Genomic DNA, 26,028 nt, shown 5'->3' on the forward strand with positions numbered 1-26,028 from the left:
CCGCGGCCGTGCAGGCATCCGCTGCACTTTCCTGCGGATGCTGCGTCGCGCGACGCCGCGGTCGCAGGAAACTGCAGCGCACCCGCGGGGAACTGCCGCGCTCGCTGAGAGCGCGCCACGCGCAGGTGGTGTGGGAGGTCGGTGCTCGCATCCGTCCCGGCCGGGTGGTCTCCCACTTCGCGGCCGCCGCGCTCCGACTGCCCGAGGCCGTCGCCGTCGCCGATCAGGCCCTGTGGCATCGCCGCGAGGGCGGCCCGCTCGTCACGTGCGCCGAGCTGCGGGATGCCGCGCACAGCCGGGTCGGGCGCGGAGCGGCGCGGGCGGTGCGGGCGGCCGAGTTCGCGACACCGCTGGCCGACAGTGTGCGGGAATCGCAGAGTCGCGTGCTGGTCTGGACGATGGGATTCCCGACGCCCGAACTGCAAGCGCACTTCGTGCTGTCGGACGGGCGCGACGCCTTCACCGACTTCTTCTGGCGCGAGTTCCGGCACATCGGCGAGTTCGACGGAGCCGGCAAGTACCGCGACCCACGGCTGCTCAGAGGCCGCTCCGCGCAACAGGTGCTCCTCGACGAGAAGGATCGCGAAGACGACCTCCGCCGCCAGGTGGCCGCGTTCTCGCGGTGGCGGGTGCGGCAGCTGACCGCTCCGCGTGAGCTGTATGACATCCTGCGCGAGGCCGGGTTGCCGTCGTCGCGGCCACGCCCCGGCCGCTGATCGCCCTGTCCCCCTCCGCCGCCGCCCCGCCCCCGCCCGGCACGGCCGCGCCCGCAGGCATCCGCTGCACTTTCCTGCGGATGCTGCGTCGCCCGACGCCGCGGTCGCAGGAAACTGCCGCGCACCCGCGGAGAACTGCCGCGGTCGCAGGGAACAGGCGCGGCCCCTGCACCGTGCCCGCGACAACTAGGATGGGAGCCGTCCGGCGCCCGTGATCCCCTGGAGCTCAGCCGTATGACCACCCCCGCCTCGGCCTCCGTCGCCGACACCGTCGAGAACGCGGCCGCGACGCCCGAGAAGGAGCAGCCGTATGCGGCGCTCGGACTCAAGCCGGACGAGTACGCGCAGATCCGCGAGATCCTCGGCCGCCGCCCCACCTCGGGCGAGCTCGCCATGTACTCGGTCATGTGGAGCGAGCACTGCTCGTACAAGTCCAGCAAGATCTACCTGCGCCAGTTCGGCCAGAAGGTCAGCGACGAGATGAAGACCCGCCTGATGGTCGGAATGGGCCAGAACGCCGGCGTCGTCGACATCGGCGAGGGCTGGGCGGTCACCTTCAAGGTCGAGTCCCACAACCACCCCAGCTACATCGAGCCGTTCCAGGGCGCCGCCACCGGCGTCGGCGGCATCGTGCGCGACATCATCTCGATGGGCGCCCGCCCGGTCGCCGTCATGGACCAGCTGCGCTTCGGCGCGATCGACGACCCCGACACCGCGCGCGTGGTGCACGGCGTCGTCAGCGGCATCTCGTTCTACGGCAACTGCCTGGGCCTGCCCAACATCGGCGGCGAGACCGTGTTCGACCCGGTGTACCAGGGCAACCCGCTCGTCAACGCGCTCGCCGTGGGCGTGCTGCGCCACGAAGACCTCAAGCTCGCCAACGCGTCGGGAGCCGGCAATCAGGTCGTGCTGTTCGGCGCCCGCACCGGCGGCGACGGCATCGGGGGAGCATCCATCCTCGCGTCCGACACGTTCAGCGAGGGCGGGCCCACCAAGCGCCCGGCGGTGCAGGTCGGCGACCCCTTCGCCGAGAAGGTGCTCATCGAGTGCTGCCTCGAGCTGTACCGCGACGGCCTCGTCGAGGCGATCCAAGACCTCGGCGCCGCGGGCATCTCGTGCGCGACGAGCGAGCTGGCCGCCAACGGCGGGTCGGGCATGCGCGTCGACCTCGAGAAGGTGCTGCTGCGCGACCCCACGCTCACGCCCGAAGAGATCCTGATGAGCGAGTCGCAGGAGCGCATGATGGCGATCGTCGCCCCCGACAAGCTCGACGCCTTCCTCGCGGTCGTCGAGAAGTGGGACGTCGAGACGAGCGTGCTCGGCGAGGTCACCGGCGACGGCCGCCTGCAGATCTTCTGGCACGGCGAGCAGATCGTCGATGTCGACCCCTCGACCGTCGCGGTCGACGGCCCGGTGTACGAGCGCCCGGTCGCCTACCCGACCTGGATCGACGACCTGCGCGACGACTCGGCGTCGGCGCTCGAGCGGCCCTCCGACCCCGATGCGCTGCGCGAGCAGTTCACCCGCCTGGTCGCGAGCCCGAACCTCGCCGACACGTCGTGGGTGACCAATCAGTACGACTACTACGTGATGGGCAACACGGCGCTGAGCTTCCCCGACGATGCCGGCATGATCCGCGTCGACGAGCAGTCGGGCCTCGGCTTCGCGATCGCCACGGACTGCAACGGGCGCTACTGCCAGCTCGACCCCTACGAGGGCGCCAAGCTCGCCCTCGCCGAGGCGTACCGCAACGTGGCCGTCACCGGGGCCGTGCCCGCAGCGGTCACGGACTGCCTCAACTTCGGCAGCCCCGAGAACCCCGAGGTGATGTGGCAGTTCTCGCGCGCGGTCGAGGGTCTCGCCGACGGATGCCTCGAACTCGGGATCCCGGTCACCGGCGGCAACGTCTCGTTCTACAACCAGACCGGCGACCAGCCCATCTTCCCCACCCCCGTGGTCGGAGTGATGGGCATCATCGACGACGTCGCCCGCCGCATCCCGTCGGGGTGGCAGGATCCGGGCGAGAACATCTACCTGCTGGGCGTCACCTCGACCGAGCTCTCCGGATCGCAGTGGGCCGCGACGGTGCACGGTCACCTCGGCGGTCGTCCGCCCGCGGTGGACCTCGCCGGCGAGCGCAGGCTGGCGGAGCTGCTGCAGGCCGCCTCGCAGCAGTCGCTCGTGTCGTCGGCGCACGACCTGTCGTCGGGTGGCCTCGCCCAGGCGCTCGCCGAGGGCGTCATGCGCTTCGGCGTCGGTGCGCGCGTGTGGCTGACCGAGCTCATGGAGCGCGACGGGGTGGATGCCGCATCCGCCCTGTTCTCGGAGTCGACCGGCCGCGTGATCGTGAGCGTGCCCCGCGAAGACGACGTGAAGTTCCGCGGCCTGTGCGAAGGCCGCGGCTACCCCGTGCTGCGGATCGGCGTGACGGATGCCGCCGCCGACGGCGACCCCGCCGCCCTCGAGGTGCAGGGGATCTTCACGCTCACCGCAGACGAACTGCGCGGGCTGTCGCGTGCGACCTTGCCCGCCGCGTTCGGGCCGACGGTCGCCGAGCCTTCGGCGGTGTGAGACCTGGGTCGTAGGATGGGCGCATGACCACCGACGACGACGAGTACAGCGGCTTCAACGACACCCGCCAGCGGCGGGTCAAGGTCGTGGCCTGGGTCGTCATCGTCTCGCTCATCCTCGTCGGCGGCGGCGCGACGGTGTTCGCGCTGCTGTTCGGGTGATCTTCCCAGGTCCGCAACGGAGCCGCCGCGGTTAGCATGAGTTCGTGGAGCCGATCCTCGTTCTCCTCGGGAGCTGGTGGTGGGTCGCTCCGGCAGCAGCCGGCGCCGGAGTGGCGAGCTACAGCATGCTGACATCGGGACGCCGCCGTGCACGACGCCTCGAACTCGAGGCTGCGCGGCACGAAGAGGCCCAGGCATACCGCGCACTGGTCGCCGCGCGCGGACGGGTGCGTTCGGCTCGCGCCGACGTTCTGGTCGCCCGCTCGCGCGGTCCCGTGACCGCGGCGCAGCTCGAGGCTCGTCAGGCCCTGCAGCTGGCCAAGCAGGCCGAGAAGTCGGCGTCGCTCGCACTGCGTGCCAGCCGCAGCCGGGTCAAGGCGGCATGGGATGGTCTGCGAGCCCGGTCCGCCGACACCCCGCTGCCGCTCGAGGCGCTCATGGGCGAGCACGACGCCGTACGAGCCCGCTGGCTCGAGTATGAGACCGATGCCGCGAAGGCGCTCGCGTACCCGCGCATGATCGACGCCCAGTATCCGACGACCCACGCGTTCCTGCGCGCGATGCGCGATGCCGGTGATCTGCGGCCGGCGTCGACGACCGCCAAGATCACCCCGGCCCGCTACGTCGAGTACCGTGACGCGGTGCGGCGCCTCGAGGTCGCCTTCGCCGAGGCCGAGCGTGCCGCAGGTGCCCGCGCGGCCCTTCCGCGCCCGACGCCGTGGCCCGTACCCGGCTGGTGGGGCGCCGCCGCCGATCCCCGCTGAGCCTGCCCTGCCCCCCGGTCGGGGGGCGGCACCCCACCCGGCGGAGCCCGGTGTCCGCCGGTTAGCATGACAGGGTGGAGCCGTTCTTCACCTTCCTGGGCAGCTACTGGTGGCTGATCTTCCCCCTCATGGGGGTGCTCGGCGCGGCCGGCAGTGCGTGGGAGCGCGGCGCCCGAAGCCGTCACAAGCGCCGCCTCGAGATGATCCACGCCAAGGCCGAGCTCAAAGCGGCGCAGGCGGCGGCGCGCGGCAAGATCGCCCCGGATGCCGCCGCCCTGCCCACGGTCACGGGACCGACCGCGACGACGGCACCCGGCGACGCCGACGCGCCGCAGACCCAGCCGACTCAGCTCGAGAGGCTGTTCGCGACCCACGACGCCGTCACGGCTCGATGGCTCGACTATGAGCTCGATGTGGCGAAGATGATCGCGTTCCCGGCGATGAGCGACGGCCGCCAGCCGCTGACGGCGGCATTCCTGCGGGCGAAGCGCCTGGCCGACGGGCTGCGTCCGGCATCGCCCAAGGCGAAGCTGACGCCGGAGCAGCTGGCCGAGTACCGCAGTGCCGTCACCGATTTCGAGGTCGCGTTCGACGTCGCTGAGCGCGACGCGCGGCGTCTGCGCGATTCGGCCTTCAGCGCGCAGGAGCGCAAGCGCCTCGACACGGCGAAGCAGCTGCTGACCGTCGCCGTCGACCAGGCGGCGACCCCGGCCGAACGCCAGCTGGCATACCGACGCGTGCGCGAAGAGCTCGACGGGTTGATCTCGGTGTCGGACGAGGCGATCGAGGTGCTCGAGAAGAAGGTCATGCTCGAGCTGCCGTCGAACCGGCAGGATCCCACCACGACCTGAGACCGAGAACCGGCCCGGTCAGTCCGAGTTCGCGTCGATCCAGGCGTCGATCCGCTCGAACCAGCCGAACAGCCACTCGGCCTGCGCGGCGGCATCCGCGGGGATCTCGGCGCGCGGCACGCGCCACGCATGCATCGTCACGCGCTTGTCGACGGGAAGGGCCTTCCAGATGTCGCGAACGGTGATCAGGCTGTCGAGACCGGCGTGCGCGATGAAGACCATGTCAGCCTCGGATGCCTCTCGCAGGGCCGCGTGAACGCCGCCGGGCTGCGGCGGCATGACGTGCCGCATCCCCTCGGCGCGGTCGGCGAGCGCGTCACGGCCCGATGCCCGCAGCCGGTCGATGCGGCTGACCCGCCGGGACGCGGTGGCGTTGCCTCCTTCAGGGAAGATCACCAGCGCGTCGTCGCGGCCGAGGCCGCGGGCGAGATCCGCGATCTGCGCTTCGACGGCCTTGCCCCCGCCGCTCGCGCCCTTGCCGAACCCGCGCGGCGTGATGAACCGCGTCGGAATGCGGTTGAGCAGCACATCGACCGCCGGATCCCACTGCATGGTGTCCTTGAGCACGATGCGAGAATGGCGCCCCGCGCCGTTGAGCAGGGTGTGGATGACGATGAACGAGTCGCCCGGGCCGGCGTGCCGGCTGGCGACCACGAGGGGTACGGCCGCTTCGAACACGTCGTCCACATCGACCGGCTCGCCCGACGGCAGCGCCGCTTCGGTCGTGATCTTCAGGCGCAGGATGACGCCGAAGACCCAGAACAGCACGCGCAGGGCGAACCCTCCGACCGCGTAGTGAGCGTGGACGAACGCGTGCGAGCGCAGCTTCCACCCGAACCCCGATGCGACCCAGAGGGCGAACAGCACCACCAGCAACGCGGCATCCCACAGCAGGTAGACGAGCACGAGCACGATCGCCCGTGGCCAGCGGAACCGGTCGGGGATGAGCGAGGCGATGATCAGCAGCACCACGAGGACGGTGGGCAGCGCGAGAACGATCACCGGTGCGGCGATGACCACCAGCGGAGCGAGGATGACCCGGCGTACCCACCGCGGCGGCACCCGCATCAGGCGGCCTCGACCGGAGTCGGCGCGTCGAGGTAGGACTCGCAGGCGTCGCGCGCCTGTGCGATGCGGCGGTCGACGGTCGCCATCTTGCGATACGACATCAGCGAGTCGTCGCCGTCGAGGGCGCCTCCGCTGGGCAGGACGTGCAGCGAGACCCCCTGCGGCACTGTCGCCAGGTCGCGGGCGAATCGGTGGCGCCGGGCGATCTCGAACGCGACCCGTGCCGCGTCGACCACGGTCTTTGGAGCCTTCAGCGGCGCTTCGACCCTGCCGACCTGCATGATGTAGACCTCGGTCGCGCCGGCGAGCACCGCCTGCTCGATCGGGATCGAGTTCACGATGCCGCCGTCGATGTAGTGTTCGCCGTCGATCTGCACGGCGGGAAGCAGCCCGGGCACAGCGGCGGACGCCAGGATCGCGGGAACGAGCGGCCCCGCCGAGAAGACCGACTCGGCGGCGCGTTCGACGTTGGCGGCGACCACGCGCAGTGGCACCGCGAGATCCTCGAACGTGCTGTCGGCTCCGAGGGCGACCTCGAGCAGCCGGCGCAGCGGCTCGGGTGAACTCAGGTGCGTGCGGGTCTTCACGAGTCGACCGAACTGGCGCAGGAGCGACTCGCCGTAGACCGCGTCGGCTTCGTCCGACATCCAGGCTCCGCGCAGCGCCTCGACCACTCCGGGCGTGGGATCCTTCGCGACCAGCGCGCCGTTGATCGCGCCGATCGAGGTGCCGACGATGAGGTCGGGCCGCACACCGCGACCCAGCACGGCCTGGAGCATCCCGATCTCGACCGCTCCGCGGATGCCGCCACCACCCAGGACGAACGCCGTCGTGCCGCCGGATGTCATGCCGCCACCCTATTGCGCGGGTTGACAACGTGCATGGCTTTGTTGCATGGTTAGTTAGTCAAGTAAGTAACCATGCAAGCGGAGGACGGATGATCGAGGAAGGGCGCCCACTGTTCCTGCAGATCGCCGAGAGCGTCGAGGACGCGATCGTCGACGGCTCGTTGCCCGAAGAGGGTCAGGCTCCGTCGACGAACGAACTGGCCGCCTTCCATCGCATCAACCCCGCCACCGCGGCGAAGGGGGTCGCGATGCTCGTCGACAAGAACGTGCTGTACAAGCGGCGCGGCATCGGCATGTTCGTCTCGGCCGGGGCGCGCGAACGCCTGCTCGCCGAGCGACGCAGCGCGTTCGGCATCCGCTTCGTCGACCCGCTGCTGGCCGAGGCCCGCAAGCTCGGGCTCGGCCCCGACGACCTCGGCGCGATCATCCGCGAGCGCGCCGCCGACTCCACCCCAGACACGGAAGGAAATGCACCATGACCTCGGTGATCGAGGTGTCAGGACTCACCAAGCGCTACCGCGACACGATCGCGGTCGACGATGTGAGCTTCTCGATCGAGAAGGACACCATCTACGGACTGCTCGGCCGCAACGGCGCCGGCAAGACCACGGTGATGTCGATCGTCACCGCGCAGAACTTCGCCACCAGCGGCGACGTGCGTGTGTTCGGCCAAGCCCCCTATGAGAATGCGAGCGTGCTCTCGCGCATGTGCTTCGTGCGTGAGAGCCAGAAGTACCCCGACGACGCGACCCCGCGTCACGCGTTCGCGATGGCGCGTCTGTTCTACCCGAACTGGAACGACGAGCTCGCCGCGGGCCTCATCCGCGACTTCCAACTGCCGCTCAAGCGTCGCATCAAGAAGCTCTCGCGCGGCCAGCTGTCGGCGGTGGGCGTGATCATCGGCCTCGCCTCGCGCGCCGAGATCACCTTCTTCGACGAGCCCTACCTCGGGCTCGACGCGGTCGCCCGCCAGATCTTCTACGACCGGCTGCTCGAGGACTACGCCGAACACCCGCGCACGATCGTGCTCTCGAGCCATCTGATCGACGAGGTCTCCAACCTGCTCGAGCGCGTCCTCGTGATCGACGGCGGGCGCATCATCATGGACGAGGAGACCGACGCCGTGCGCGACCGCGCGGCGACCATCGTCGGCGACGTCGCGGCGGTGGATGCCTTCACCGCCGGTCGCGAGGTGATCCACCGCGAGACCCTCGGCCGGACCGCATCGGTCACCGTGCTCGGCGGGCTGACCGCCGGCGACCGCGAGCGCCTCGACCTCGCCGGACTCGATGTCGGCCCGGTGTCGCTGCAGCAGTTGATCGTGCGCACCACGCAGCACCACGCGGCGACCGCTGATCGCGTCGCCCACGACGAAGGAGCCCTGCGATGAGTCGTACCGTCAATGTCGTCCGCATGCAGCTGGTCAACCGCCAGACCTACATCTGGGTGCCGCTCATGGTGCTCGGCGGGGCCTTCGTGCTGAGCCTGGCCATCTGGGCGATGATCCGCGGCGTCGGCGCCGAGGGAGACCTGTACGGCGGCGGCAGCCAGGCGCCGCTGTGGTACTTCGGCGTCGTGGGCGTGCAGGCGCTCACCCTCACATTCCCGTTCTCACAGGCGATGAGCGTCACCCGCCGCGAGTTCTTCGCCGGCACGCTGCTGACCGCGGCGATCGCGAGCGCGCTGCTGGCCGTGGTGTTCGTGGTCGGCGGGCTCATCGAGCAGGCGACCGCCGGCTGGGGCATGAACGGCTACTTCTTCTACCTGCCGCCGGTGTGGGAGGCCGGCGCCCTCGGGGCGGGCCTGGCGTTCTTCACGATCGCGCTCGGCTTCTTCACGGTCGGCTTCGCGATCGCCACCGTCTACAAGCGGTTCGGCATGCTCGCGCTCACCAGCACGATCATCGGGCTGTGCGCACTGCTCGTGCTGGGTCTGTTCGCGCTCATCCGCTTCGACCTGTGGGGTGCGATGTTCGGCTGGTTCGCCGAGCAGGGGGCGCTCGGGCTGTCGGTGTGGGGGCTCGTGGCGGTCGTGGTCGTCGCGGGGCTCGCGTTCCTCACCCTGCGACGCGCGACCCCGTAGCGCCGACGGTCTGCGGATGCCTCGACCCGCCGGGTCGGGGCATCCGTGCGTCGGCCGGGTGGTCAGCGACCGTCCGCGGCCTCGGTGTGGTGACGGATCACTTCGGCCACGACGAAGTTGAACCACTTCTCGGCGAACGCCGGATCGAGGTCGGCCTCTTCGGCCAGACGGCGCAGCCGGGCGATCTGCTGCTCTTCGCGCGCGGTGTCCGACGGCGGCATCCCGTGCTCGGCTTTGAGGTGACCGACCTGCTTCGTGCACTTGAATCGCTCCGCGAGCATGAACACGAGCGCCGCGTCGATGTTGTCGATGCTGCTGCGCAGCCGCAGCAGGGTGTCGGTCGGATCCTCGGTCATGACCGCCTCCTTCGCGTGCCACCGACCCTACCGGCCCTAGAGTGTGTTCCATGACCGACGGCTCAGACCGCCCGAAGACCCGCGCCGACGAACGACTCGCCACGACGGACGCCCCGGTGACACCGGCATCCGTCACGTCGAGCGAGGCGTCCGCGGTCGAAGGCTCCCCCGCCCGCACCTTCTGGGCGAACCTCAACAACCCGTTCGCGCTGGGCTTCTTCCTGGTGCTCGGCGGCCTCGTCGCGCTCGTGCTCGGCCTCGCGGTCGGCAGTCTGTCGACGATCATCGTCTACATCGCGCTCGCCCTGTTCGTCGCGCTCGGCCTCGATCCCGCGGTGCGGATGCTCGAACGGCGCAAGCTCTCGCGCGCATGGGCGATCGTCATCGCCTATTCGGCGTTCGCGCTCGTGCTCGTGGGCGTGCTGTTCCTGATCCTCCCCACGGTGATCGAGCAGATCGCACAGTTCGTCACCGACATCCCCAGCATCGTCACCGACTTCAAGTCGACCGATGTCTACGGCTGGCTGGCTTCGACCTTCGGCGACCCGATCGAAACGCTCACGAACGAAGTGCTCAAGTTCCTGTCCGATCCGGGCAACATCGCTGCCGTCGGCGGCGGCGTGCTGCAGGTGATCGTGGGCGTCGGCACCGCGATCTCGGGCGGCGTCATCGTCGTGGTGCTGAGCCTGTACTTCCTGGCCTCGCTGGTCGCCATGAAGAAGTCGCTGTACCAGCTGGCCCCGGCCCGCAACCGCACGAAGGTCGCCGACCTCACCGAGCAGATCACCGACTCGATCGGCAGCTACCTGATGGGCATGGTGACGCTCGCGTTCTTCAACGCGACCTTCACATTCATCATGTATCTGCTGCTGGGCCTGCAGTTCGCCGCACTGATGGCGGTCGTCGCGTTCTGCATCACGATCATCCCGCTCGTCGGCCCGGTGCTGTTCTGGATCATCGGTTCGACGGTGGCGCTGTTCCTGAACCCGGTCGCGGCGCTCGTGTTCGCGATCGCGTACCTCATCTACATGCAGCTCGAGGCGTACGTGCTGACCCCGAAGGTGATGAACAAGGCGGTGTCGGTGCCGGGCGCACTCGTCGTGATCGGCGCCCTCGTCGGCGGCACGCTGCTCGGCCTGCTGGGCGCCCTCGTCGCGGTGCCGGTGACCGCATCGATCCTGCTGATCATCAAGCAGGTCGTGATCCCCCGTCAGGACGCGAAGGTGTAGCGACACGGGTCACCGCGGCGCAGCCGCTGCGACCCGGCTTCAGCGAGCGGGCAGCAGGCAGGTCGGCGACGGCACCGCCACGCGGTGACGGATGCGACCGGGCACCCCGGTGCGCTCGTCGAGCGGCCGCGACACCACCTCCTCGCCGAGCTGTCCGGCGATGAGCATCGTGTCGCCGAGCACGAGGTGGTGGCGGGGCCAGTGGGTTCCGGCCTCGACGAGGGCCACCGGGTCGAGGCGGTCGCCGTCGCCGCGCACCCGCAGGGTCGCGACGGTGTCGCTGCCCCGCGCACTCGCGTGGACGACGTGGCCGTCGCGGGATGCCGTGATCTCGGCGGCGGTGTCGTCGGCCAGCGTGCCGACCAACGGGGTGCTCGAGCGCACGCGCCACGTGCCGTCGGCATCGGGTGAGAGCACGAAGACCTCGCACGCGAGCTCGGCGATGACATACAGGTGCCCGCTGGGATGCCACAGCATGTGGCGCGGACCCACCCCGCGCGGCAGCACGACCTCGCCGTGCGCACGCAGCCCCGCCCCGCCGTCGCGCCAGAATCGGACCAGATCGAACCCCATGTCGGTCGTGGCGATGAGGCCCCCGGGCAGATACCGCGCCTGGTGCGAATGCGACGAGCGGCCGGATGCCCCGGCATCCGCGTCGCCGTCGCCGTCGCCGTCCGCGTCCGCCGCCGCATCGTGGTCGGGCACGAGGTGCGCGTACTCGTCTCCGGCGGCTTCCCGCAGCGCGCGAGCCGCGGCGGCGAGATCGATGTCAGGCCCGGCTGCCGACGCCGGGGCCGCAGCGGACTCACCGTCGTACGGGTCGACAGCGGCAACCGCGATCTTCGGTGCGGACGGACGGCCCGAGGCATCCAGGTCCATCGAGACCACGCGACCGTCACCCCAGCACGAGGCGATCAGCCGGTCGCCGGCAGGCGACACGGCGAGGTGGCAGACCGCGTCGCCGGCGTCGACAGGCTCACCCAGCCGCACGAGCGCGGTCGGGCCGGTGCGGCGGAACGCCTGCACGGCACCGGCGCCCTCGAGCGCCGCGTAGACGACATCGCGCGACGGATGCGCGGCCAGCCACGACGGCGATCCGCCCGACGCGACCGCGTCGCCGTCGAATCCGAGCCGGCCGCCGGATCCCGGCTCGTCGTCGGCGCCGACGCGCAGCATCCCGATGCCCGTCGCAGAGCCGTCCATGTCGGCGGTGTATCCGCCGAGCCAGAGCCGCATCAGCCGATGAGGTCGCGCCGCACGACCACAGCGTCGCGCGCGGCACCGACGCCGATGACCGAGATGTGGGTTCCGCTCATCTCTTCGAGGGCGAGCACATAGTCCTGCGCCGCCTTCGGCAGGTCGTCGAACGTGCGGGCGCGCGAGATGTCCTCGCTCCAGCCCTCGAAGTGCTCGAGGATCGGCTTGGCGTGGTGGAAATCGGTCTGGTTGACGGGCACCTCGTCGAATCGCGTGCCGTCGACGTCGTAGGCGACGCATACGGGGATGCGCTCGAGGCCGGTCAGGATGTCGAGCTTCGTGAGCACGAGGTCGGTGATGCCGTTGATGCGCGTGGCGTAGCGGGTGATCGGGGCGTCGTACCAGCCGACGCGGCGCGGGCGACCGGTGGTGGTGCCGAATTCGAATCCGCGCGAGCGCAGCCACTCGCCCTGGTCGTCGAACAGCTCGGTCGGGAACGGCCCCGCGCCCACACGCGTCGTGTAGGCCTTCACGATTCCCACGATGCGGTCGAAGCGGTTGGGTCCGACGCCGCTGCCGGTGGCCGCGCCGCCGGCGGTCGCCGACGACGACGTGACGAACGGGTACGTACCGTGGTCCACGTCGAGCATCGTCGCCTGCCCGCCTTCGAAGACGACGACGTCGCCCTCATCGAGGGCCCGGCTCAGAAGCAGACCGGTGTCGGCGACCATCGGCCGCAGGCGGTCGGCGTACGACAGCAGATCGTCGACGATCTCGTCGCACGCGATGGCACGTCGGTTGAAGACCTTCACGAGCAGGTGGTTCTTCTGCTCGAGCGCGCCCTCGACCTTCTGCCGCAGGATGTTCTCGTCGAACAGATCCTGCACGCGGATGCCGACGCGGTTGATCTTGTCGGCGTACGCGGGGCCGATCCCGCGACCCGTCGTGCCGATCTGCCGCTTGCCGAGGAACCGCTCGGTCACCTTGTCGAGGGTGCGGTGATACTGCGTGATGATGTGCGCGTTCGCGCTGATGCGCAGTCGCGACGTGTCGACGCCGCGGGCGTGCAGCGCCTTGAGCTCGTAGAACAGCACTTCGAGGTCGACGACGACGCCGTTGCCGATCACCGCGTTCACTCCGGGCGACAGGATGCCGCTGGGCAGCAGATGCAGGGCGTACTTCTCGTCGCCGATCACGACCGTGTGGCCGGCGTTGTTGCCGCCGTTGAACTTCACGACCCAGTCGGTGCGTTCGCCGAGCAGGTCGGTGGCCTTGCCCTTGCCCTCGTCTCCCCATTGAACGCCGACGATCACGATGCCTGGCATGGGCTCTCCCCCGTTTGCGGACGGTTACACCCCATCCTATCGATGCGGTCGGGAGGCGCCCCGATAGTGTTGCGGCATGACGCGCGCGCCCTGGTGGGAGAACACGTGGTCGACCGTGCGGCTGGTGACGGCCGCCCTCATCGCGGCGGCGGTGATCGCACAAGCCCAGGTCACCTTCAGCCTGGCCGCCGACGCGGGGCGCGACATGACGACGACGGTCGTCAACTTCTTCAGCTTCTTCACGATCCTCTCGAACGTCGCATCGATCTTCGTGCTCGCGTGGGCGTCGCTGTGGCTGTGGATGCGCGGACGCGATGCCGCGGGCCGGCCGGCCCGCGAGCCCGTACCGCTCGCCGTCGCTCTGGCGTGCGTGTCGACCTACATGATCGTCACGGGCATCGTCTACAACACGCTGCTGCGCAGCGTCGAGCTGCCGCAGGGGACGACCGTGCCGTGGTCGAACGAAGTGCTCCACGTGGTCGGCCCGCTGGTGCTGCTGCTCGACGTCTTCCTCGGCCCCCGGCCTCGGTCCCTCCGCTGGAGCGCCGTGTGGGCCGTCGTCGCGTTCCCGGTCGTGTGGGTCGTCTACACCCTCGTCCGCGGCCCGCTCACGGTCAATCCGGTGACCGGCGCCGAGTGGTGGTACCCGTACCCGTTCCTCGACCCCGCGCTGCAGGACGGGTACGGCGGGGTCGCCGTGTACGTCGTGGGCATCGCGGCGCTCATCGCCCTCGTCGGCTGGTTCGTGGTGTGGGTCGACCGCCGTCGCGCCGTGGTGGGCTCGACCGGCGCGACGACGGAGACCGTCACCGCCCCGTCGAAGAACGCGCCCGTCAGCCGGTAGGACGGCACGCGCAGGTCCGGGCCTCGGGTTTCCGGGGGCTGCGGGCTCAGCCGCGCGCCCCGTGCTCGATAGGCTGGGGGGCATGTCGAAGGTCCTCCAGTCCCTGCCCGTCGGCGAACGCGTCGGCATCGCCTTCTCGGGAGGGCTCGACACCTCGGTGGCGGTGGCGTGGATGCGCGACAAGGGCGCCGTCCCCTGTACGTACACGGGCGACCTCGGCCAGCCCGACGAAGACGACATCGAAGCCATCCCGGCGCGCGCCCTCGAGTACGGCGCCGAGGTCTCGCGTCTCATCGACTGCAAGCCCGCGCTCGTCGAAGAGGGCTTCGGCGCGCTCGCCTGCGGCGCGTTCCACATCCGCTCGGGCGGACGCACTTACTTCAACACGACGCCGATCGGACGCGCCGTCACCGGAACGCTGCTCGTGCGGGCGATGAAGGAGGACGGCGTCGACATCTGGGGCGACGGGTCGACCTACAAGGGCAACGACATCGAGCGGTTCTATCGCTATGGCCTGCTGGCGAATCCCGCGCTGCGCATCTACAAGCCCTGGCTCGACACCGACTTCGTCACCGAACTCGGCGGTCGCCAGGAGATGAGCGAATGGCTCGTCGCGCACGGCTTCCCCTACCGCGACAGCGCCGAGAAGGCCTACTCGACGGATGCCAACATCTGGGGCGCCACGCACGAGGCCAAGACGCTCGAGCACCTCGACGTGTCGCTCGAGATCGTCGAGCCCATCATGGGCGTGCGCTTCTGGGATCCCGACGTCGCGATCGAGCCCGAAGACGTCACGGTCACCTTCGACGCCGGCCGGCCGGTCGCGCTCAACGGCGTGGAGTACTCGGATGCCGTCTCGCTCGTGTTCGAGGCGAATCGCATCGGCGGGCGTCACGGACTCGGCATGAGCGATCAGATCGAGAACCGCATCATCGAGGCGAAGTCGCGCGGCATCTACGAGGCGCCGGGCATGGCGCTGCTGTTCATCGCGTACGAACGCCTTGTCAACGGCATCCTGAACGAAGACACCCTCGCGACCTACCACGAGCAGGGGCGCCGCCTGGGCCGTCTCATGTACGAGGGCCGCTGGCTCGAGCCGCAGTCTCTGATGCTGCGCGAGTCCATCCAGAAGTGGGTCGGATCGACGATCAGCGGCACCGTCACCCTGCGACTGCGCCGGGGTGAGGACTACACGATCCTGGACACCACCTCGGCGAATCTGTCGTACGCGGCCGAGAAGCTCTCGATGGAGCGCGTCGGCGATGCCGCCTTCGGCCCGGCCGACCGCATCGGTCAGCTGACGATGCGCAACCTCGACATCGCCGACTCGCGCACACGCCTCGAGCACTACGCGGCAGCCGGGATCATCGGGGGCGCGACGGGCGAGCTCGTCGGCGACCTCGAGCAGGGCGGCGCGGCCGAGATCACCGGCCACGCCGTGGACTACAGCGCCGAGCGCGAAGAGCTGGCCGAAGCCGTCGACGAGCTCAACGAGGCGTCGGCGTTCGACCTCGGCACCGACTGAGCGACCGTCCGCGTGGTGCGCGACCGGCTCTGAGCGCAGGTCCGCGCCCGGTCGCGTGCCGAACTCCTCCCATCCGCGGCGCTGGGGGGTCGGATCGGCCGGATTCGAGCCGGTCTGGCCCGAATTGGAGGAGTTGGGCCATCGCCGTCGTGCCGAACTCCTGAGTTTTCGGGCCGACCGGTCCACATCAGCCCGAATCGTCGCGATGTCGGGCCGTTTCTCAGGAGTTGGGCGCCCGCCAGGAGCCGACCCGCCGCCTGGGGCCCCACCAGGCCGAGCAGCACGCCGGCGATCACGAGCGGCATGCCGGGCCGTCGGGATACGATGCCTGACGGACCACGTGTGCCCGAACACGTGAGACCGAGGACCGGGGTGCGTGCGCTCCGGTCTCACACCGCTCCACCGAAGGCTTTCTTTGATGTCGACGCCGACCACCGACTCCGTCCCCGTCTCCGACGCGCCTCGGAGGTCGGTCGGAAGGATCATCGGCGCCACCGTGTTCGGCATCGTCGCCGCGGTCGTGGTCATCGCGCTCATCGCCGCCGGCACGATCGTCTGGAACATCCAGCGCAGCTTTCCGCAGCGCGACGGAGTGATCGAGCTCAGCGGGCTCGGCTCCGACGTCACGGTGCAACGCGATGTGCGCGGCGTGCCGACGATCACGGCGTCGACCGCCGACGACCTGTTCTTCGCACAGGGCTACGTGCACGCTCAAGACCGCTTCTGGGAGATGGACTTCCGCCGCCACGTCACCGCCGGGCGGCTGTCCGAGCTGTTCGGCGCGTCGCAACTGGAGACGGATCGGTTCCTGCGCACGCTCGGCTGGCATGAGATCGCCGCGATCGAGGCCGAGCAGCTCGACGCCGATGCGCTCCGGTACTACGAGTCCTATGCCGCAGGAGTCAATGCCTACCTCGACGATCACGACGGGGCGGATGCCTCGTTCGAGTACGCCGTGCTCGGTCTTCAGAACCCCGAGTACGAGATCGAGCCGTGGACGGTCGTCGACTCGCTGGCCTGGCTCAAGGCGATGGCGTGGGACCTGCGGTCGAACCTCGGTGATGAGACCGACCGTGCGCTCGCGGCGCAGTCGCTCAGTCCCGAGCAGATCGCCCAGCTCTACCCCGACTACCCCTTCGACGAGAACCCGGTCATCGTGCCCGTCATCTCGGATGTGCCCGAACTCGAGGTCGACGCGACCCCGGCCGCGTATCGCGGAACGGAAGACGCCGTCGAGGCGGTGACGGCATCCGCCCGTATCGAGTGGACCGAGGTGGGTGATCTCATCGAGGCCGTCGGCACACTGCTCGGTCGGCCCGGCGAGGGCATCGGCTCCAACTCGTGGGTCGTCTCGGGCGAGCTGACCGAAACAGGGCTGCCGCTTCTGGCCAATGATCCGCACCTCGGGGCATCCCTCCCGAGCGTCTGGCACCAGATCGGCCTGCGCTGCCGCGCGGTCGGCACCGCGTGCCCCTTCGACGTCTCCGGCTTCGGGTTCTCGGGTGTGCCGGGCGTGATCATCGGCCACAACGACCGTGTGGCCTGGGGCTTCACGAACCTCACGACGGATGTGACCGACCTCTACCTCGAGAAGCTCGAGGGCGACCAGTACTGGCGCGACGGCGAACTGGTGCCGTTGCAGACCCGCACCGAGACGATCCGCGTCGCGGGCGGGGACGACGTGCAGCTCGAGATCCGCGCCACCGGGAACGGCCCGATCGTGTCGGGGCTCACCGCCGACTACGGACGCATCGCGAGCGACCCCTACACGGGCGAGACCGATGCCGTCACGCAGCCCTCGGGTGCACCGGACGGCGAGTACGCGGTGAGTCTGCGGTGGACCGCGCTCGAACCCGGCACGACGGCGCAGTCGATCTTCACGATGAATCTGGCGCAGGACTTCGAGGACTTCCGCACGGCCGCGTCGCAGTTCGACGTGCCCGCCCAGAACCTCGTCTACGCCGACGTCGACGGCAACATCGGCTACCAGACGCCGGGCCGCCTTCCGATCCGGGGCGCCGGCGACGGGTCGATGCCGCAGCCCGGCTGGAGCTCGGCGTACGACTGGCGTGGTTACATCCCGTTCGACGATCTTCCCGTGGTGTACAACCCCGACTCGGGGTACATCGTCACGGCGAACAACGCGATCGTCGACGACGACTACGAGTACTTCCTCACCGACGACTGGGACTACGGGTGGCGCGCGGCACGCATCGTCGACCTCATCGAGCGCAAGGCGGCGCTCGCCCCGCTCACCGCGACCGACATGCGTGACATCCAGGCCGACAACCAGTTCTACCTGGGCAAGCGGCTGGCCGCGGCGTTCGCCGACGTCGACGCCGGATCCGACGGCGCGGATGCCGCGCTCGCCCTGCTGCAGACGTGGGACGCGCAGAACGACGCCGACTCGGAGGCGGCCGCGTACGCCAACGTGCTGTGGGACCAGCTCGCCGTGAGCCTCTTCGTCAACGGCCGCGCGGAGCCGGCTCCGATCGACGACCAGGCGCGCATGTTCCTCGTGGTCGACCGCCTGCTCGACGATCCGGAGTCACCGTGGTGGACGAACACCGGGATCGGCGTCGACGGCCGCGAGCAGATGCTCTCGTACGTCGCGACCTCGGCGTACGAGCGGCTGGTGGCCGCACAGGGAGACAACCAGGACCGCTGGAACTGGGGCTCGCTGCACGCGCTGCCGCTGCGCAGCGACACGTTCGGCTCGTCGGGCATCGCCCCGATCGAGTGGCTGTTCAACCGCGGTCCCTACCCGGTAGGCGGTGGCTCGTCGGTCGCGAACGCCACCGGGTGGGTGCTCGGATCGGGCTTCGAGACGGTCACCGTGCCGTCGATGCGCATGATCGTCGACCTCTCCGACCTGGATGCCTCGCAGTGGAACCAGCTCACCGGCGTGAGCGGCCACACGTTCCACCCGAACTACGTCGATCAGGTCGAGGACTGGCAGCGCGCCGAGCTCTCGCCGTGGCCGTTCTCGAGACAGGCGGTCGACGAGGCCGCCGAGTTCACGCTCACCCTCACGCCCGCCGGCTGAACGGCGGGCCGCCTCACCCGCCGGCTGCGGGCGGCGTGCGCTTGGACGCGGCCAGGTCGTCGACGATGAGCGACGAGTCGTCGATGGTGCCGTTGCGGTAGGCCTGTCGGCCGATCATGTGCGCCGACAGCGGCGCGGTCGCCAGCTGCATCAGCACCACCGGCAGCAGGAACGCCACGACGGGCCACGAGCGCAGCGACAGCGCGATCGCGACGCAGATGAGCAGCAGTCCGAGCACCTGCGGCTTGGTGGCCGCGTGCAGTCGGGCGGTCACGTCGCGGAAGCGCACGAGGCCGATCGCCGCGGTGAGGCACAGCAGCGCGCCGATGAGGATGAGGATGAGCGCCGCGGTGTCGAGCGCGGCCGTGACTTCAGGGGTGAGTGTCATCGGTCGAGGTTGTCCCTTCTCGCGACGAACCGTGCGATCGAGATCGATCCGAACACTCCGACGGCCGCGATGATGAGCAGCACCGGTAGCGTGCGGGTGTGCCCGTTGATCGCCATCTCGGCGCCGAGCACGCAGATCACCAGAGTGAGCAGCACATCGGATGCCACGGCGCGATCGAGGATCGACGGTCCGACGACGATGCGCCACATCGTGACGAGCGCCGCGATGGTGAAGACGGCGTAGATCACCATGAGCATGGCGTTCACGGCGTGCTCCCCTCGTGCCGGGCGGCGCGCACCTTCTCGACGTCCGCGCGCGAGCCGACGGCCATCACGATCCGCCGCTCCCACTTCCAGGTGTCGCGGCGGTGGGACTCGACGTCCTCCTGCGAGCGCACGCCCAGCACGTGAAGGTAGAGAATGCGACGATCCCGGTCGGCGTCGATGAGCAGCGACCCGGGGATCAGCGATGCGGTCACCGCCACATGCGTCATGATCAGGTCGTCGTCGACGTGGAGGGGAACCGCGATGATGGCGGATTTCGGCAGGCGGCGCGGGTCGATCGCCTGCCACGCCACCACGAGCGAGCCGGCGACGAGCGAGACGAGGAACTCGAACACGAACACGATGCCGTACCAGAGGTTCACCCGGCCCGACAGCTCGACGGGCGGCAGCCGGAAGACGCTGGTCACCAGCACCGCTGCGGCGAGCCCGGTGAGGAAGGCGAGCCAGGTGAACTGGCCCCACAGCAGCATCCAGACCGCGATGAGCCAGACGAAGAACGGCAGCTGGCGCCACAGTCGCGTGAGCCTGTTGCGGCGCGACGGCCGGGTCGCGGCATCCGTCGTCATCATCGCTCCTCGCCCTTGTCGTCGCCGCCGGTGCTCTGCTCATGCTCCTGCTCGAGCTGGCCGATCGTCACGGGTTCGAGCAGGGCGCCGCCGATGCGCGCGCAGATGTCGTACAGCGGTCCGGCGAAGACGGTGAGCGCCACCGTGAGTCCCACCATGCCCACGGTCGCCGAGGTCATGATGCGCGGAATCACGCGGCGTTCGGTCGACACCGACGCGGCGGGCGCGTCGCCGAGGTACGAGATGCGCGCCTCGGTCTCGGCCGAGTCGTCCTCTTCGCGCCAGAACGACAGGTTCCACGCGCGCATCAGTGCATACAGGGTGAGCAGAGATGTGACCACGCCGGCGACGATCAGCGCGATCATGAGCGGATCACCCTCTTCGGCGGCCGCGTCGAAGAGCGCGAACTTGCCGATGAAGCCCGAGAACGGCGGCAGTCCGCCGAGGTTGACGGCCGGGATGAAATAGAGCACGGCGATCAGCGGCGCCGCCTTCATGAGCCCCTTGACGCGCAGGATCGACGTCGACCCCGCCCGGCGCTCGACCAGCCCCACCGCGAGGAACAGCGTGGTCTGCACGACGATGTGGTGGACCATGTAGTAGATCGTGGCGCCGATGGCCGCCGGCGTCGCGATCGCGAGTCCGAAGAGCATGTAGCCGATGTGGCTCACCAGGGTGAACGACAGGATGCGCTTGAGCTCGGCCTGTGCGACGGCGCCGAGCACACCGACGATCATCGTCGCCATCGCCGCGACCATGAGCAGCACGTTGACGTCGTTGAACAGGAACAACTCGGTCTCGGTGCGGATGATCGCGTAGACGCCGACCTTCGTCAGCAGGCCGGCGAACACCGCGGTCACCGGTGCGGGGGCCGTCGGATACGAGTCGGGCAGCCAGAACGAGAGCGGGAACACCGCCGCCTTGATGGCGAACGCCAGCAGGAGCAGCAGGTGCATGACCAGCTGCGTGTCCTGATCGAGGTCGCCCATCCGCTGCGAGATCTGCACGATGTTGACGGTGCCGAGGGCGCCGTAGATCACGGCGATCGCCGAGAGGAAGAGGATCGACGAGACCAGCGACACCACGATGTAGACGACGCCGGTGCGGATGCGCGACTCGGTCGATCCCAGCGTGATCAGCACGTAGGAGGCGACCAGCAGGATCTCGAACCCCACGTAGAGGTTGAACAGGTCTCCTGCGATGAAGGCGTTGAAGATGCCGGCCGCGAGGATCAGGTAGGACGGGTGGAAGATCGAGACCGGTGTGTCGTCGTCGTTGTCGACCGCGCCCTGGCCGACCGAGAACAGCAGAACGGCGAGCAGCACGACGCTCGAGACCATGACCAGCAGCGCCGCGAGACGATCGACGTACAGCACGATGCCGAAGGGGATGGGCCAGCCGCCCACCGACACCGCGATCGCCTGATCGCCGAGGTCGACCACGGTCAGCAGGGTCGCGGCGATGGCGCACACCACGGTCAGCGTCGCGACCGAGACCGTGATCTGCACGCGTCGGTGACGACCCGCGATCAGGGCGATGGCGGCCCCGAGCAGGGGGAGCGTCACCAGCAGGGGTACGAGGGCGGGAGCGATGGCGGTCATCGGCTTCCCTCCTCGTCGTCGTCAGCGTGGTCGTCGACGATGCGGCGCTCGACGGGGATCGTGATCGGCGAGGTCGCCACGCCGACGAAATCGGTCGTGGCGTCGTCGTCCTCGTCCTCGATCTCGGTCTCCTCGTCCATCGCCTCCTCGGCCTCGACGCTGCCCTCGCGGATCGCGATGTCGACGGCGTCGTCCTCGACCGTGTCGGCCTGACCCAGCTGCCAGGACCGGTAGATCAGGGCGAGCAGGAACGCCGAGACCGCGAAGGTGATGACGATCGCGGTGAGCATGAGCGCCTGCGGCAGGGGGTCGGACATCTCGTCGGGCTCGCCCGAGCCGTAGAAGGGCGCGATACCCGGATACCCCATGACGATGAGCAGCAGCAGGTTGGCGGCGTTGCCCAGCAGCAGGAAGCCGATGAGCACACGTGTGAGGCTGCGCTCGAGCATCGCGTAGACCCCGCACGCGAAGAGCACGGCCATGATCACGATCAGGGCGAGCGAGACGTCCATCAGACCTCGACCCCCCGTACGCGCTGCTCGTGGCTCTGACGGTCGACCTCGGCGCCGAGACTGCGCAGGACGTCGAGCACCAGGCCGATGACCACCAGGTACACGCCGATGTCGAAGATCGTCGAGGTGACGAACTCGATGTGACCGATGATCGGCAGTTCGGTCTCCCACCATGTGCTCGTCAGCGGAGCGGCGCCGAAGATCAGCGGCACGATCGCGCAGCCGACCGCGATCGACATGCCGATGCCGAGCAGGCGGCCCGCGTCGGTCGGCGCGGCCACGCCGAGCTCGTACCGGCCGCCGGCGATGTAGCGCATCACGAGCGCCATGCCCGCGACCAGACCGCCGGCGAAGCCGCCGCCGGGCAGGTTGTGACCGGCGAACAGCAGGTACAGCGACACGATGATGATCGTGTGGAAGAGGATGCGCACGATCACCTCGAGGACGATCGAGCGATTCTCGGGGCGCACCTTCGCACCACCCAGCAGCCACGCGGTGCGGCGGCTCTCGGGCGCCTCTCCGAACGGCTTGATGCCCTCGGAGGTCTCGACCAGCGGCTGCCGACTGCGCGCACCCGTGCGCGGCATCGGCGAGGTCAGGTCCGAGAGCGTGTCGGAGCGATGGGTGATGAAGACGAGGGATGCCACACCCGTCGCGGCCAGGATGAGCACCGACAGCTCGCCCATGGTGTCCCACCCGCGGATGTCGACCAGCGTCACGTTCACGACGTTGCGCCCGTGCCCGAGCTCGTACGCGAGTTCGGCGAAGTCGTCCGAGATCGGCGTCGCCACGCGGGCGGAGGTCGCCACGATCGCGACGAGCGCCATCGTCACGCCGACCGCCGCACCGAGCACGGCCCGCGCGACCGGCCACACCGAGGCGTTGTGCTCGCCCATTCGCGACGGGATGCGCCGCAGCACCAGGGCGAACGCGACGAGCGTCACGGTCTCGACCAGAATCTGCGTGAGGGCGAGGTCGGGGGCGCCACTCGTGGCGAACAGCAGCACCATGCCCAGCCCGGTCACCGAGACGAGCACGACGCCGGTGTACCGCTTGCGCGCGCGCACCGCGATGAGTCCCGCGATCACCATGATGGGCAGCGCGACCAGCTGCATCGGGTTCTGGTAGGCGTCCAGCGACGCCTGCCACGGCGATCCGGCCAGCAGCGCTGTCGCCTCCGCAGCGACGAACACCACGAAGATCGTGCCCACGTAGACCGGCAGCGAACCGCGCTGGGTGAAGCTCGTGGTCAGCACCGACAGCCGCGCGATACCGCGCAGCGCCTGGTTGTACACGTCCGAGGCCGTGAAGGGCAGCATCCGCCCGCCCTCGCGACGCGCGGTCAGCGCGAACACGACCGCGCCGACGGCGATCGTGCCCAGCGAAATCCACAGCGCCGGTTCGAAGCCGTGCCACAGCGCGAGATGCGCGGGGTACTCGGGTGCCGGCACGCCGGGGGTCGACGGCGGCGCCTGGTCGGCGTATGGGGCCAGCGCGACGTCGAGGGCGGATGCCGCGAACCCGGCGACCAGGCTGAGCGCGGCCAGCAGCACGGGCGCGGAGACGAAGCCGATCGGCGGCAGCGGCCACTCGGTGGTGGGCTTGGCCGCGCCGGAGGCATCGCGCTTCGTCCAGAACGCACCCCACAGGAAGCGCATGCCGTAGGCGGCGGTGAGCACCGACCCGAGGACGACCGCTCCGAGCGCGATGGCCCCCCACACCGAGCCGCCGAGGGTCTCGTCGAGCAGAGCGGTGAGCGCCCCCTCCTTCGCGACGAAGCCGATGGTGGGGATGATCCCCACCATCGACCCGATCGCGACGAACGACGCGGTCGCGATCACGGGCGCGCGGCGGCCGAGGCCGCTGAGCTCGCGGATGTCGCGGGTGGCGAGCTGGCGGTCGATGACGCCGACGATCAGGAACAGCGCCGACTTGAAGAGCGCGTGCCCGATCAGCAGCGCCAGCCCCGCGAGCGCGGCGTCACGCGTGCCGAAGCCGAGCACGACCGTGAGGAAGCCGAGCTGGCTCACGGTGCCGAACGCGAGGATGCGCTTGAGGTCGGTCTCGCGCAGCGACTGCAGTCCGCCCAGCAGCATCGTGAATCCGCCGAGCGAGATCACGATGGGGCGCCAGACGGGGGAGTCGGCATAGAACGGCGCGAGCAGCGCGATGAGGTAGATGCCGGCCTTCACCATCGCGGCCGCGTGCAGGTACGCGCTCACCGGCGTCGGTGCGGCCATGGCTCCGGGCAGCCAGAAGTGGAACGGGAAGATGGCGGACTTGCTGAGCGCACCGACCAGCAGCAGCACGAGCGCGACGTCGACGACCGCACCGGTGGGCACCTCGGCCAGGATCGTCGAGATGCTCGAGGTTCCGGCCTCGACGACCATCAGCACGACGCCGATGAGCATGACCAGTCCGCCGAGGGTCGTCACCAGCAGCGCCTGCAATGCGGCGCGGCGACTGGCGGCGCGGCGGTTGTAGTAGCCGATGAGCAGGTACGAGAGCACGCTCGTGACCTCCCACAGCATCACGAGCACGACGAGGTCGTCGGTGAGCACGAGCCCGTACATCGCGCCGGCGAACGCCAGCAGCACGGCCGCGAATTGGCCGATGGGCTCGCGCTTTCCGCCGAAGTACCACCGGCAGTAGATCAGCACGAGTGCGCCGACACCCGTCACGATGAGCGTCATCACCCACGACAGGGTGTCCATGCGCATCGACAGCTCGATGCCCAGCGGAGGGATCCAGTCGTACGACTCGAACGGCGGTGGGCCGGCGAGCACGCGCGGCGTCATCACGACGGCGTGGACGAACGCGGCCAGCGGCAGCAGAGCCGCGATGAGGAATGCCCTCGGACCCATCCGGCGCGTCAGCCACGGCACCGCGATCGGCAGCACAGCGAACGCGCCGAGCAGGAGGAGCATGCGCGTCCTCCTCGTGGTCGTCGGCCGCCGGCACCGGGCGGCTCGGGCGATCAGGGTGTGCGGATCAGTTTATCCGCCGGAATCGACCGGGCCGCTCGCGGGCGGTGCGGCGCCGGGAGCGAGCGCGCTGGTGTTGCCCTCGCGGAACGCGCACGTGAACCGGATGGATGCGGCATCCCGCCCGTCGAGCATTGCCGCGACGGCCGCACCGGCTGCGCGGCCCTTCTCGGCGGCGGGCTGCACGAGCGTCGTGAGCTCGTACGGGGCGAGGCCGTCGACCTCGATGCCGTCGAAGCCGGTGACGCTCAGATCGCGCGGCACGTCGAGGCCCGCCTCTTCTGCGGCGCGGATGACCCCGGCCGCGAGCAGGTCGCTCTGCGCGATGACCGCGGTCGGCCGGGTCGCCGGATCGGCGAGCAGCGCGCGGCCGGCCGCGAGGCCCTCGTCGATCGAGCTGGCCGCCGCCGCATACACGGGCGCGGCGGGGAAGACATCGCGCGCGCCGTCGCGGCGTTCGCGCGTGACGTCGATCTCGATTCCGGCGGTCTCGGGCACCCATCCCGGCACCCAGTCGGTGCGGATCGGCAATGACAGCACCACGACGCGCTCGTGGCCGAGCGAGCGCAGGTGACTCGCCGCCTGCCGCTGCGCCTCGCGGTTGTCGAGGTCGATGCGCGGCACGTCTGCTCCGGCGTCCCCTTCGATGACCACGACCGGGATGCCGCGGGTGTGCACCACCGAGAGCGACTCGCGCAGCATCCCGCTGCAGCCGATGAGCACCGCGGCGTCCAGCGGTGCCGTCGTCAGCGATGCCCCGACCCCTGCCGGATCGTGATCGCGCAGCAGCAGCAGACCGGCTCCGAGTGGGGCCACGGCGTCGGCGAGGCCGTCCATCATGACGGTCTTGACGGGGTCGAGGAACGTGTCGCCGAGGTGCTCTTCGAAGACGACGCCCACGATGCCCGACCGTCCGGTGCGCAGCGACGCGGCCCGAGGATCGGGGCCGCTGTAGCCGAGCCGCTCGGCGGCGGCCAGGACACGCGCCCGGGTCTGGGTGGACACTGGGGTCTTGCCGCTGAAGACGACCGACGCCGTCGACGGCGACACGCCGGCCTCGCGTGCGACGTCGGAGATGGTGGCTCGTCGTGCGCCCATCTCTCGATCGTA

At 69.8% G+C, this 26,028-nt stretch carries 24 protein-coding genes; 12 read left to right on the forward strand and 12 right to left on the reverse strand.

Going from position 1 to position 26,028, the window contains the following annotated elements; translation table 11 throughout:
* The first annotated feature begins 164 nt into the window (after positions 1 to 164).
* The 5 genes from ABD663_RS10315 to ABD663_RS10335 all read left to right on the forward strand — a co-directional run bounded on the left by ABD663_RS10315 (position 165) and on the right by ABD663_RS10335 (position 5,063).
* Positions 165 to 716 (forward strand): hypothetical protein, encoded by a 552-nt coding sequence (locus ABD663_RS10315; RefSeq protein ID WP_344738173.1) that lies wholly within the window; start codon positions 165 to 167, stop codon positions 714 to 716.
* 234 nt (positions 717 to 950) lie between these two features.
* Entirely contained in the window at positions 951 to 3,287 is a 2,337-nt protein-coding gene (gene purL, locus ABD663_RS10320; protein WP_344738175.1) for a phosphoribosylformylglycinamidine synthase subunit PurL, read from the forward strand.
* A 23-nt stretch (positions 3,288 to 3,310) separates the two neighbouring features.
* The gene (locus ABD663_RS10325) at positions 3,311 to 3,448 is read left to right on the forward strand and encodes a hypothetical protein (protein ID WP_344738177.1); all 138 of its coding nucleotides are present in this window, start codon (positions 3,311 to 3,313) and stop codon (positions 3,446 to 3,448) included.
* Positions 3,449 to 3,492: 44 nt separating this feature from the next.
* The gene (locus ABD663_RS10330) at positions 3,493 to 4,212 is read left to right on the forward strand and encodes a hypothetical protein (protein WP_344738179.1); all 720 of its coding nucleotides are present in this window, start codon (positions 3,493 to 3,495) and stop codon (positions 4,210 to 4,212) included.
* 74 nt (positions 4,213 to 4,286) lie between these two features.
* A complete protein-coding gene (locus ABD663_RS10335; RefSeq protein WP_344738181.1) occupies positions 4,287 to 5,063 on the forward strand; it encodes a hypothetical protein in 777 nt (258 codons plus the stop codon).
* 18 nt (positions 5,064 to 5,081) lie between these two features.
* Here ABD663_RS10335 and ABD663_RS10340 read toward each other — a convergent pair whose 3' ends face one another.
* Together ABD663_RS10340 and ABD663_RS10345 are read right to left on the reverse strand one after the other, a co-directional pair.
* The gene (locus tag ABD663_RS10340) at positions 5,082 to 6,131 is read right to left on the reverse strand and encodes a 1-acyl-sn-glycerol-3-phosphate acyltransferase (protein WP_344738183.1); all 1,050 of its coding nucleotides are present in this window, start codon (positions 6,129 to 6,131) and stop codon (positions 5,082 to 5,084) included.
* Positions 6,131 to 6,979 carry a patatin-like phospholipase family protein gene (locus ABD663_RS10345; RefSeq protein ID WP_344738185.1) on the reverse strand — a complete coding sequence of 283 codons (849 nt, stop codon included), beginning with the start codon at positions 6,977 to 6,979 and terminating at the stop codon, positions 6,131 to 6,133. The genes ABD663_RS10340 and ABD663_RS10345 overlap by 1 nt, the downstream gene beginning before the upstream one ends.
* Positions 6,980 to 7,068: 89 nt before the next feature.
* Here ABD663_RS10345 and ABD663_RS10350 point away from each other — a divergent pair, with 89 nt between their 5' ends.
* Genes ABD663_RS10350 through ABD663_RS10360 form a run of 3 tightly spaced genes read left to right on the forward strand, consistent with a single transcriptional unit; the run spans position 7,069 to position 9,061 of the window.
* A complete protein-coding gene (locus tag ABD663_RS10350) occupies positions 7,069 to 7,458 on the forward strand; it encodes a GntR family transcriptional regulator (RefSeq protein ID WP_344738187.1) in 390 nt (129 codons plus the stop codon).
* The gene (locus ABD663_RS10355) at positions 7,455 to 8,369 is read left to right on the forward strand and encodes an ABC transporter ATP-binding protein (RefSeq protein WP_344738189.1); all 915 of its coding nucleotides are present in this window, start codon (positions 7,455 to 7,457) and stop codon (positions 8,367 to 8,369) included. The genes ABD663_RS10350 and ABD663_RS10355 overlap by 4 nt, the downstream gene beginning before the upstream one ends.
* Positions 8,366 to 9,061: a hypothetical protein gene (locus ABD663_RS10360; protein WP_344738192.1), complete on the forward strand. Its 696-nt coding sequence runs from the start codon at positions 8,366 to 8,368 to the stop codon at positions 9,059 to 9,061. Before ABD663_RS10355 ends, ABD663_RS10360 begins: the two co-directional genes overlap by 4 nt.
* A 62-nt stretch (positions 9,062 to 9,123) precedes the next feature.
* On the opposite strand, the gene ABD663_RS10365 is transcribed toward ABD663_RS10360, so the two are convergent.
* Positions 9,124 to 9,417, reverse strand: a complete 294-nt coding sequence (locus ABD663_RS10365; protein WP_344738194.1) for a chorismate mutase — start codon at positions 9,415 to 9,417, stop codon at positions 9,124 to 9,126.
* Between the two features lie 50 nt (positions 9,418 to 9,467).
* Here ABD663_RS10365 and ABD663_RS10370 point away from each other — a divergent pair, with 50 nt between their 5' ends.
* On the forward strand, positions 9,468 to 10,646 hold the full coding sequence (locus ABD663_RS10370) for an AI-2E family transporter (protein WP_344738196.1): 1,179 nt from the start codon (positions 9,468 to 9,470) through the stop codon (positions 10,644 to 10,646).
* 39 nt (positions 10,647 to 10,685) lie between these two features.
* Here the strand turns inward: ABD663_RS10370 and ABD663_RS10375 are convergent, their stop codons facing one another.
* Both ABD663_RS10375 and ABD663_RS10380 read right to left on the reverse strand, forming a co-directional pair.
* A complete protein-coding gene (locus ABD663_RS10375; protein ID WP_344738198.1) occupies positions 10,686 to 11,882 on the reverse strand; it encodes a lactonase family protein in 1,197 nt (398 codons plus the stop codon).
* Complete coding sequence (locus ABD663_RS10380; RefSeq protein ID WP_344738200.1) at positions 11,882 to 13,168, reverse strand: adenylosuccinate synthase; 1,287 nt, start codon at positions 13,166 to 13,168, stop codon at positions 11,882 to 11,884. The genes ABD663_RS10375 and ABD663_RS10380 overlap by 1 nt, the downstream gene beginning before the upstream one ends.
* Before the next feature lie 76 nt (positions 13,169 to 13,244).
* Between ABD663_RS10380 and ABD663_RS10385 the strand changes: the two genes are divergently transcribed.
* The 3 genes from ABD663_RS10385 to ABD663_RS10395 all read left to right on the forward strand — a co-directional run bounded on the left by ABD663_RS10385 (position 13,245) and on the right by ABD663_RS10395 (position 18,583).
* The gene (locus ABD663_RS10385; RefSeq protein ID WP_344738202.1) at positions 13,245 to 14,012 is read left to right on the forward strand and encodes a Pr6Pr family membrane protein; all 768 of its coding nucleotides are present in this window, start codon (positions 13,245 to 13,247) and stop codon (positions 14,010 to 14,012) included.
* 82 nt (positions 14,013 to 14,094) lie between these two features.
* Positions 14,095 to 15,537: an argininosuccinate synthase gene (argG, locus tag ABD663_RS10390; RefSeq protein ID WP_344738204.1), complete on the forward strand. Its 1,443-nt coding sequence runs from the start codon at positions 14,095 to 14,097 to the stop codon at positions 15,535 to 15,537.
* A gap of 418 nt (positions 15,538 to 15,955) precedes the next feature.
* Positions 15,956 to 18,583: a penicillin acylase family protein gene (locus ABD663_RS10395; RefSeq protein WP_344738206.1), complete on the forward strand. Its 2,628-nt coding sequence runs from the start codon at positions 15,956 to 15,958 to the stop codon at positions 18,581 to 18,583.
* 13 nt (positions 18,584 to 18,596) lie between these two features.
* Here the strand turns inward: ABD663_RS10395 and mnhG are convergent, their stop codons facing one another.
* The 7 genes from mnhG to ABD663_RS10430 form a co-directional block, all read right to left on the reverse strand.
* On the reverse strand, positions 18,597 to 18,971 hold the full coding sequence (gene mnhG, locus ABD663_RS10400; RefSeq protein ID WP_344738208.1) for a monovalent cation/H(+) antiporter subunit G: 375 nt from the start codon (positions 18,969 to 18,971) through the stop codon (positions 18,597 to 18,599).
* The gene (locus ABD663_RS10405; RefSeq protein ID WP_425561794.1) at positions 18,968 to 19,228 is read right to left on the reverse strand and encodes an MrpF/PhaF family protein; all 261 of its coding nucleotides are present in this window, start codon (positions 19,226 to 19,228) and stop codon (positions 18,968 to 18,970) included. Before ABD663_RS10405 ends, mnhG begins: the two co-directional genes overlap by 4 nt.
* A gap of 5 nt (positions 19,229 to 19,233) precedes the next feature.
* Positions 19,234 to 19,821: a Na+/H+ antiporter subunit E gene (locus ABD663_RS10410; RefSeq protein WP_344738212.1), complete on the reverse strand. Its 588-nt coding sequence runs from the start codon at positions 19,819 to 19,821 to the stop codon at positions 19,234 to 19,236.
* Positions 19,821 to 21,422: a Na+/H+ antiporter subunit D gene (locus ABD663_RS10415; RefSeq protein ID WP_344738214.1), complete on the reverse strand. Its 1,602-nt coding sequence runs from the start codon at positions 21,420 to 21,422 to the stop codon at positions 19,821 to 19,823. The genes ABD663_RS10410 and ABD663_RS10415 overlap by 1 nt, the downstream gene beginning before the upstream one ends.
* Positions 21,419 to 21,934, reverse strand: coding sequence for a Na(+)/H(+) antiporter subunit C (locus ABD663_RS10420; RefSeq protein ID WP_344738216.1), 516 nt, complete (start codon positions 21,932 to 21,934; stop codon positions 21,419 to 21,421). Before ABD663_RS10420 ends, ABD663_RS10415 begins: the two co-directional genes overlap by 4 nt.
* A complete protein-coding gene (locus tag ABD663_RS10425) occupies positions 21,934 to 24,861 on the reverse strand; it encodes a Na+/H+ antiporter subunit A (protein WP_344738219.1) in 2,928 nt (975 codons plus the stop codon). Before ABD663_RS10425 ends, ABD663_RS10420 begins: the two co-directional genes overlap by 1 nt.
* 69 nt (positions 24,862 to 24,930) lie before the next feature.
* A complete protein-coding gene (locus tag ABD663_RS10430; RefSeq protein WP_344738221.1) occupies positions 24,931 to 26,016 on the reverse strand; it encodes a LacI family DNA-binding transcriptional regulator in 1,086 nt (361 codons plus the stop codon).
* Positions 26,017 to 26,028: the final 12 nt, after the last annotated feature.

Origin of the sequence: Microbacterium awajiense (assembly GCF_039536545.1) — a bacterium.
Lineage (GTDB): Bacteria > Actinomycetota > Actinomycetes > Actinomycetales > Microbacteriaceae > Microbacterium > Microbacterium awajiense.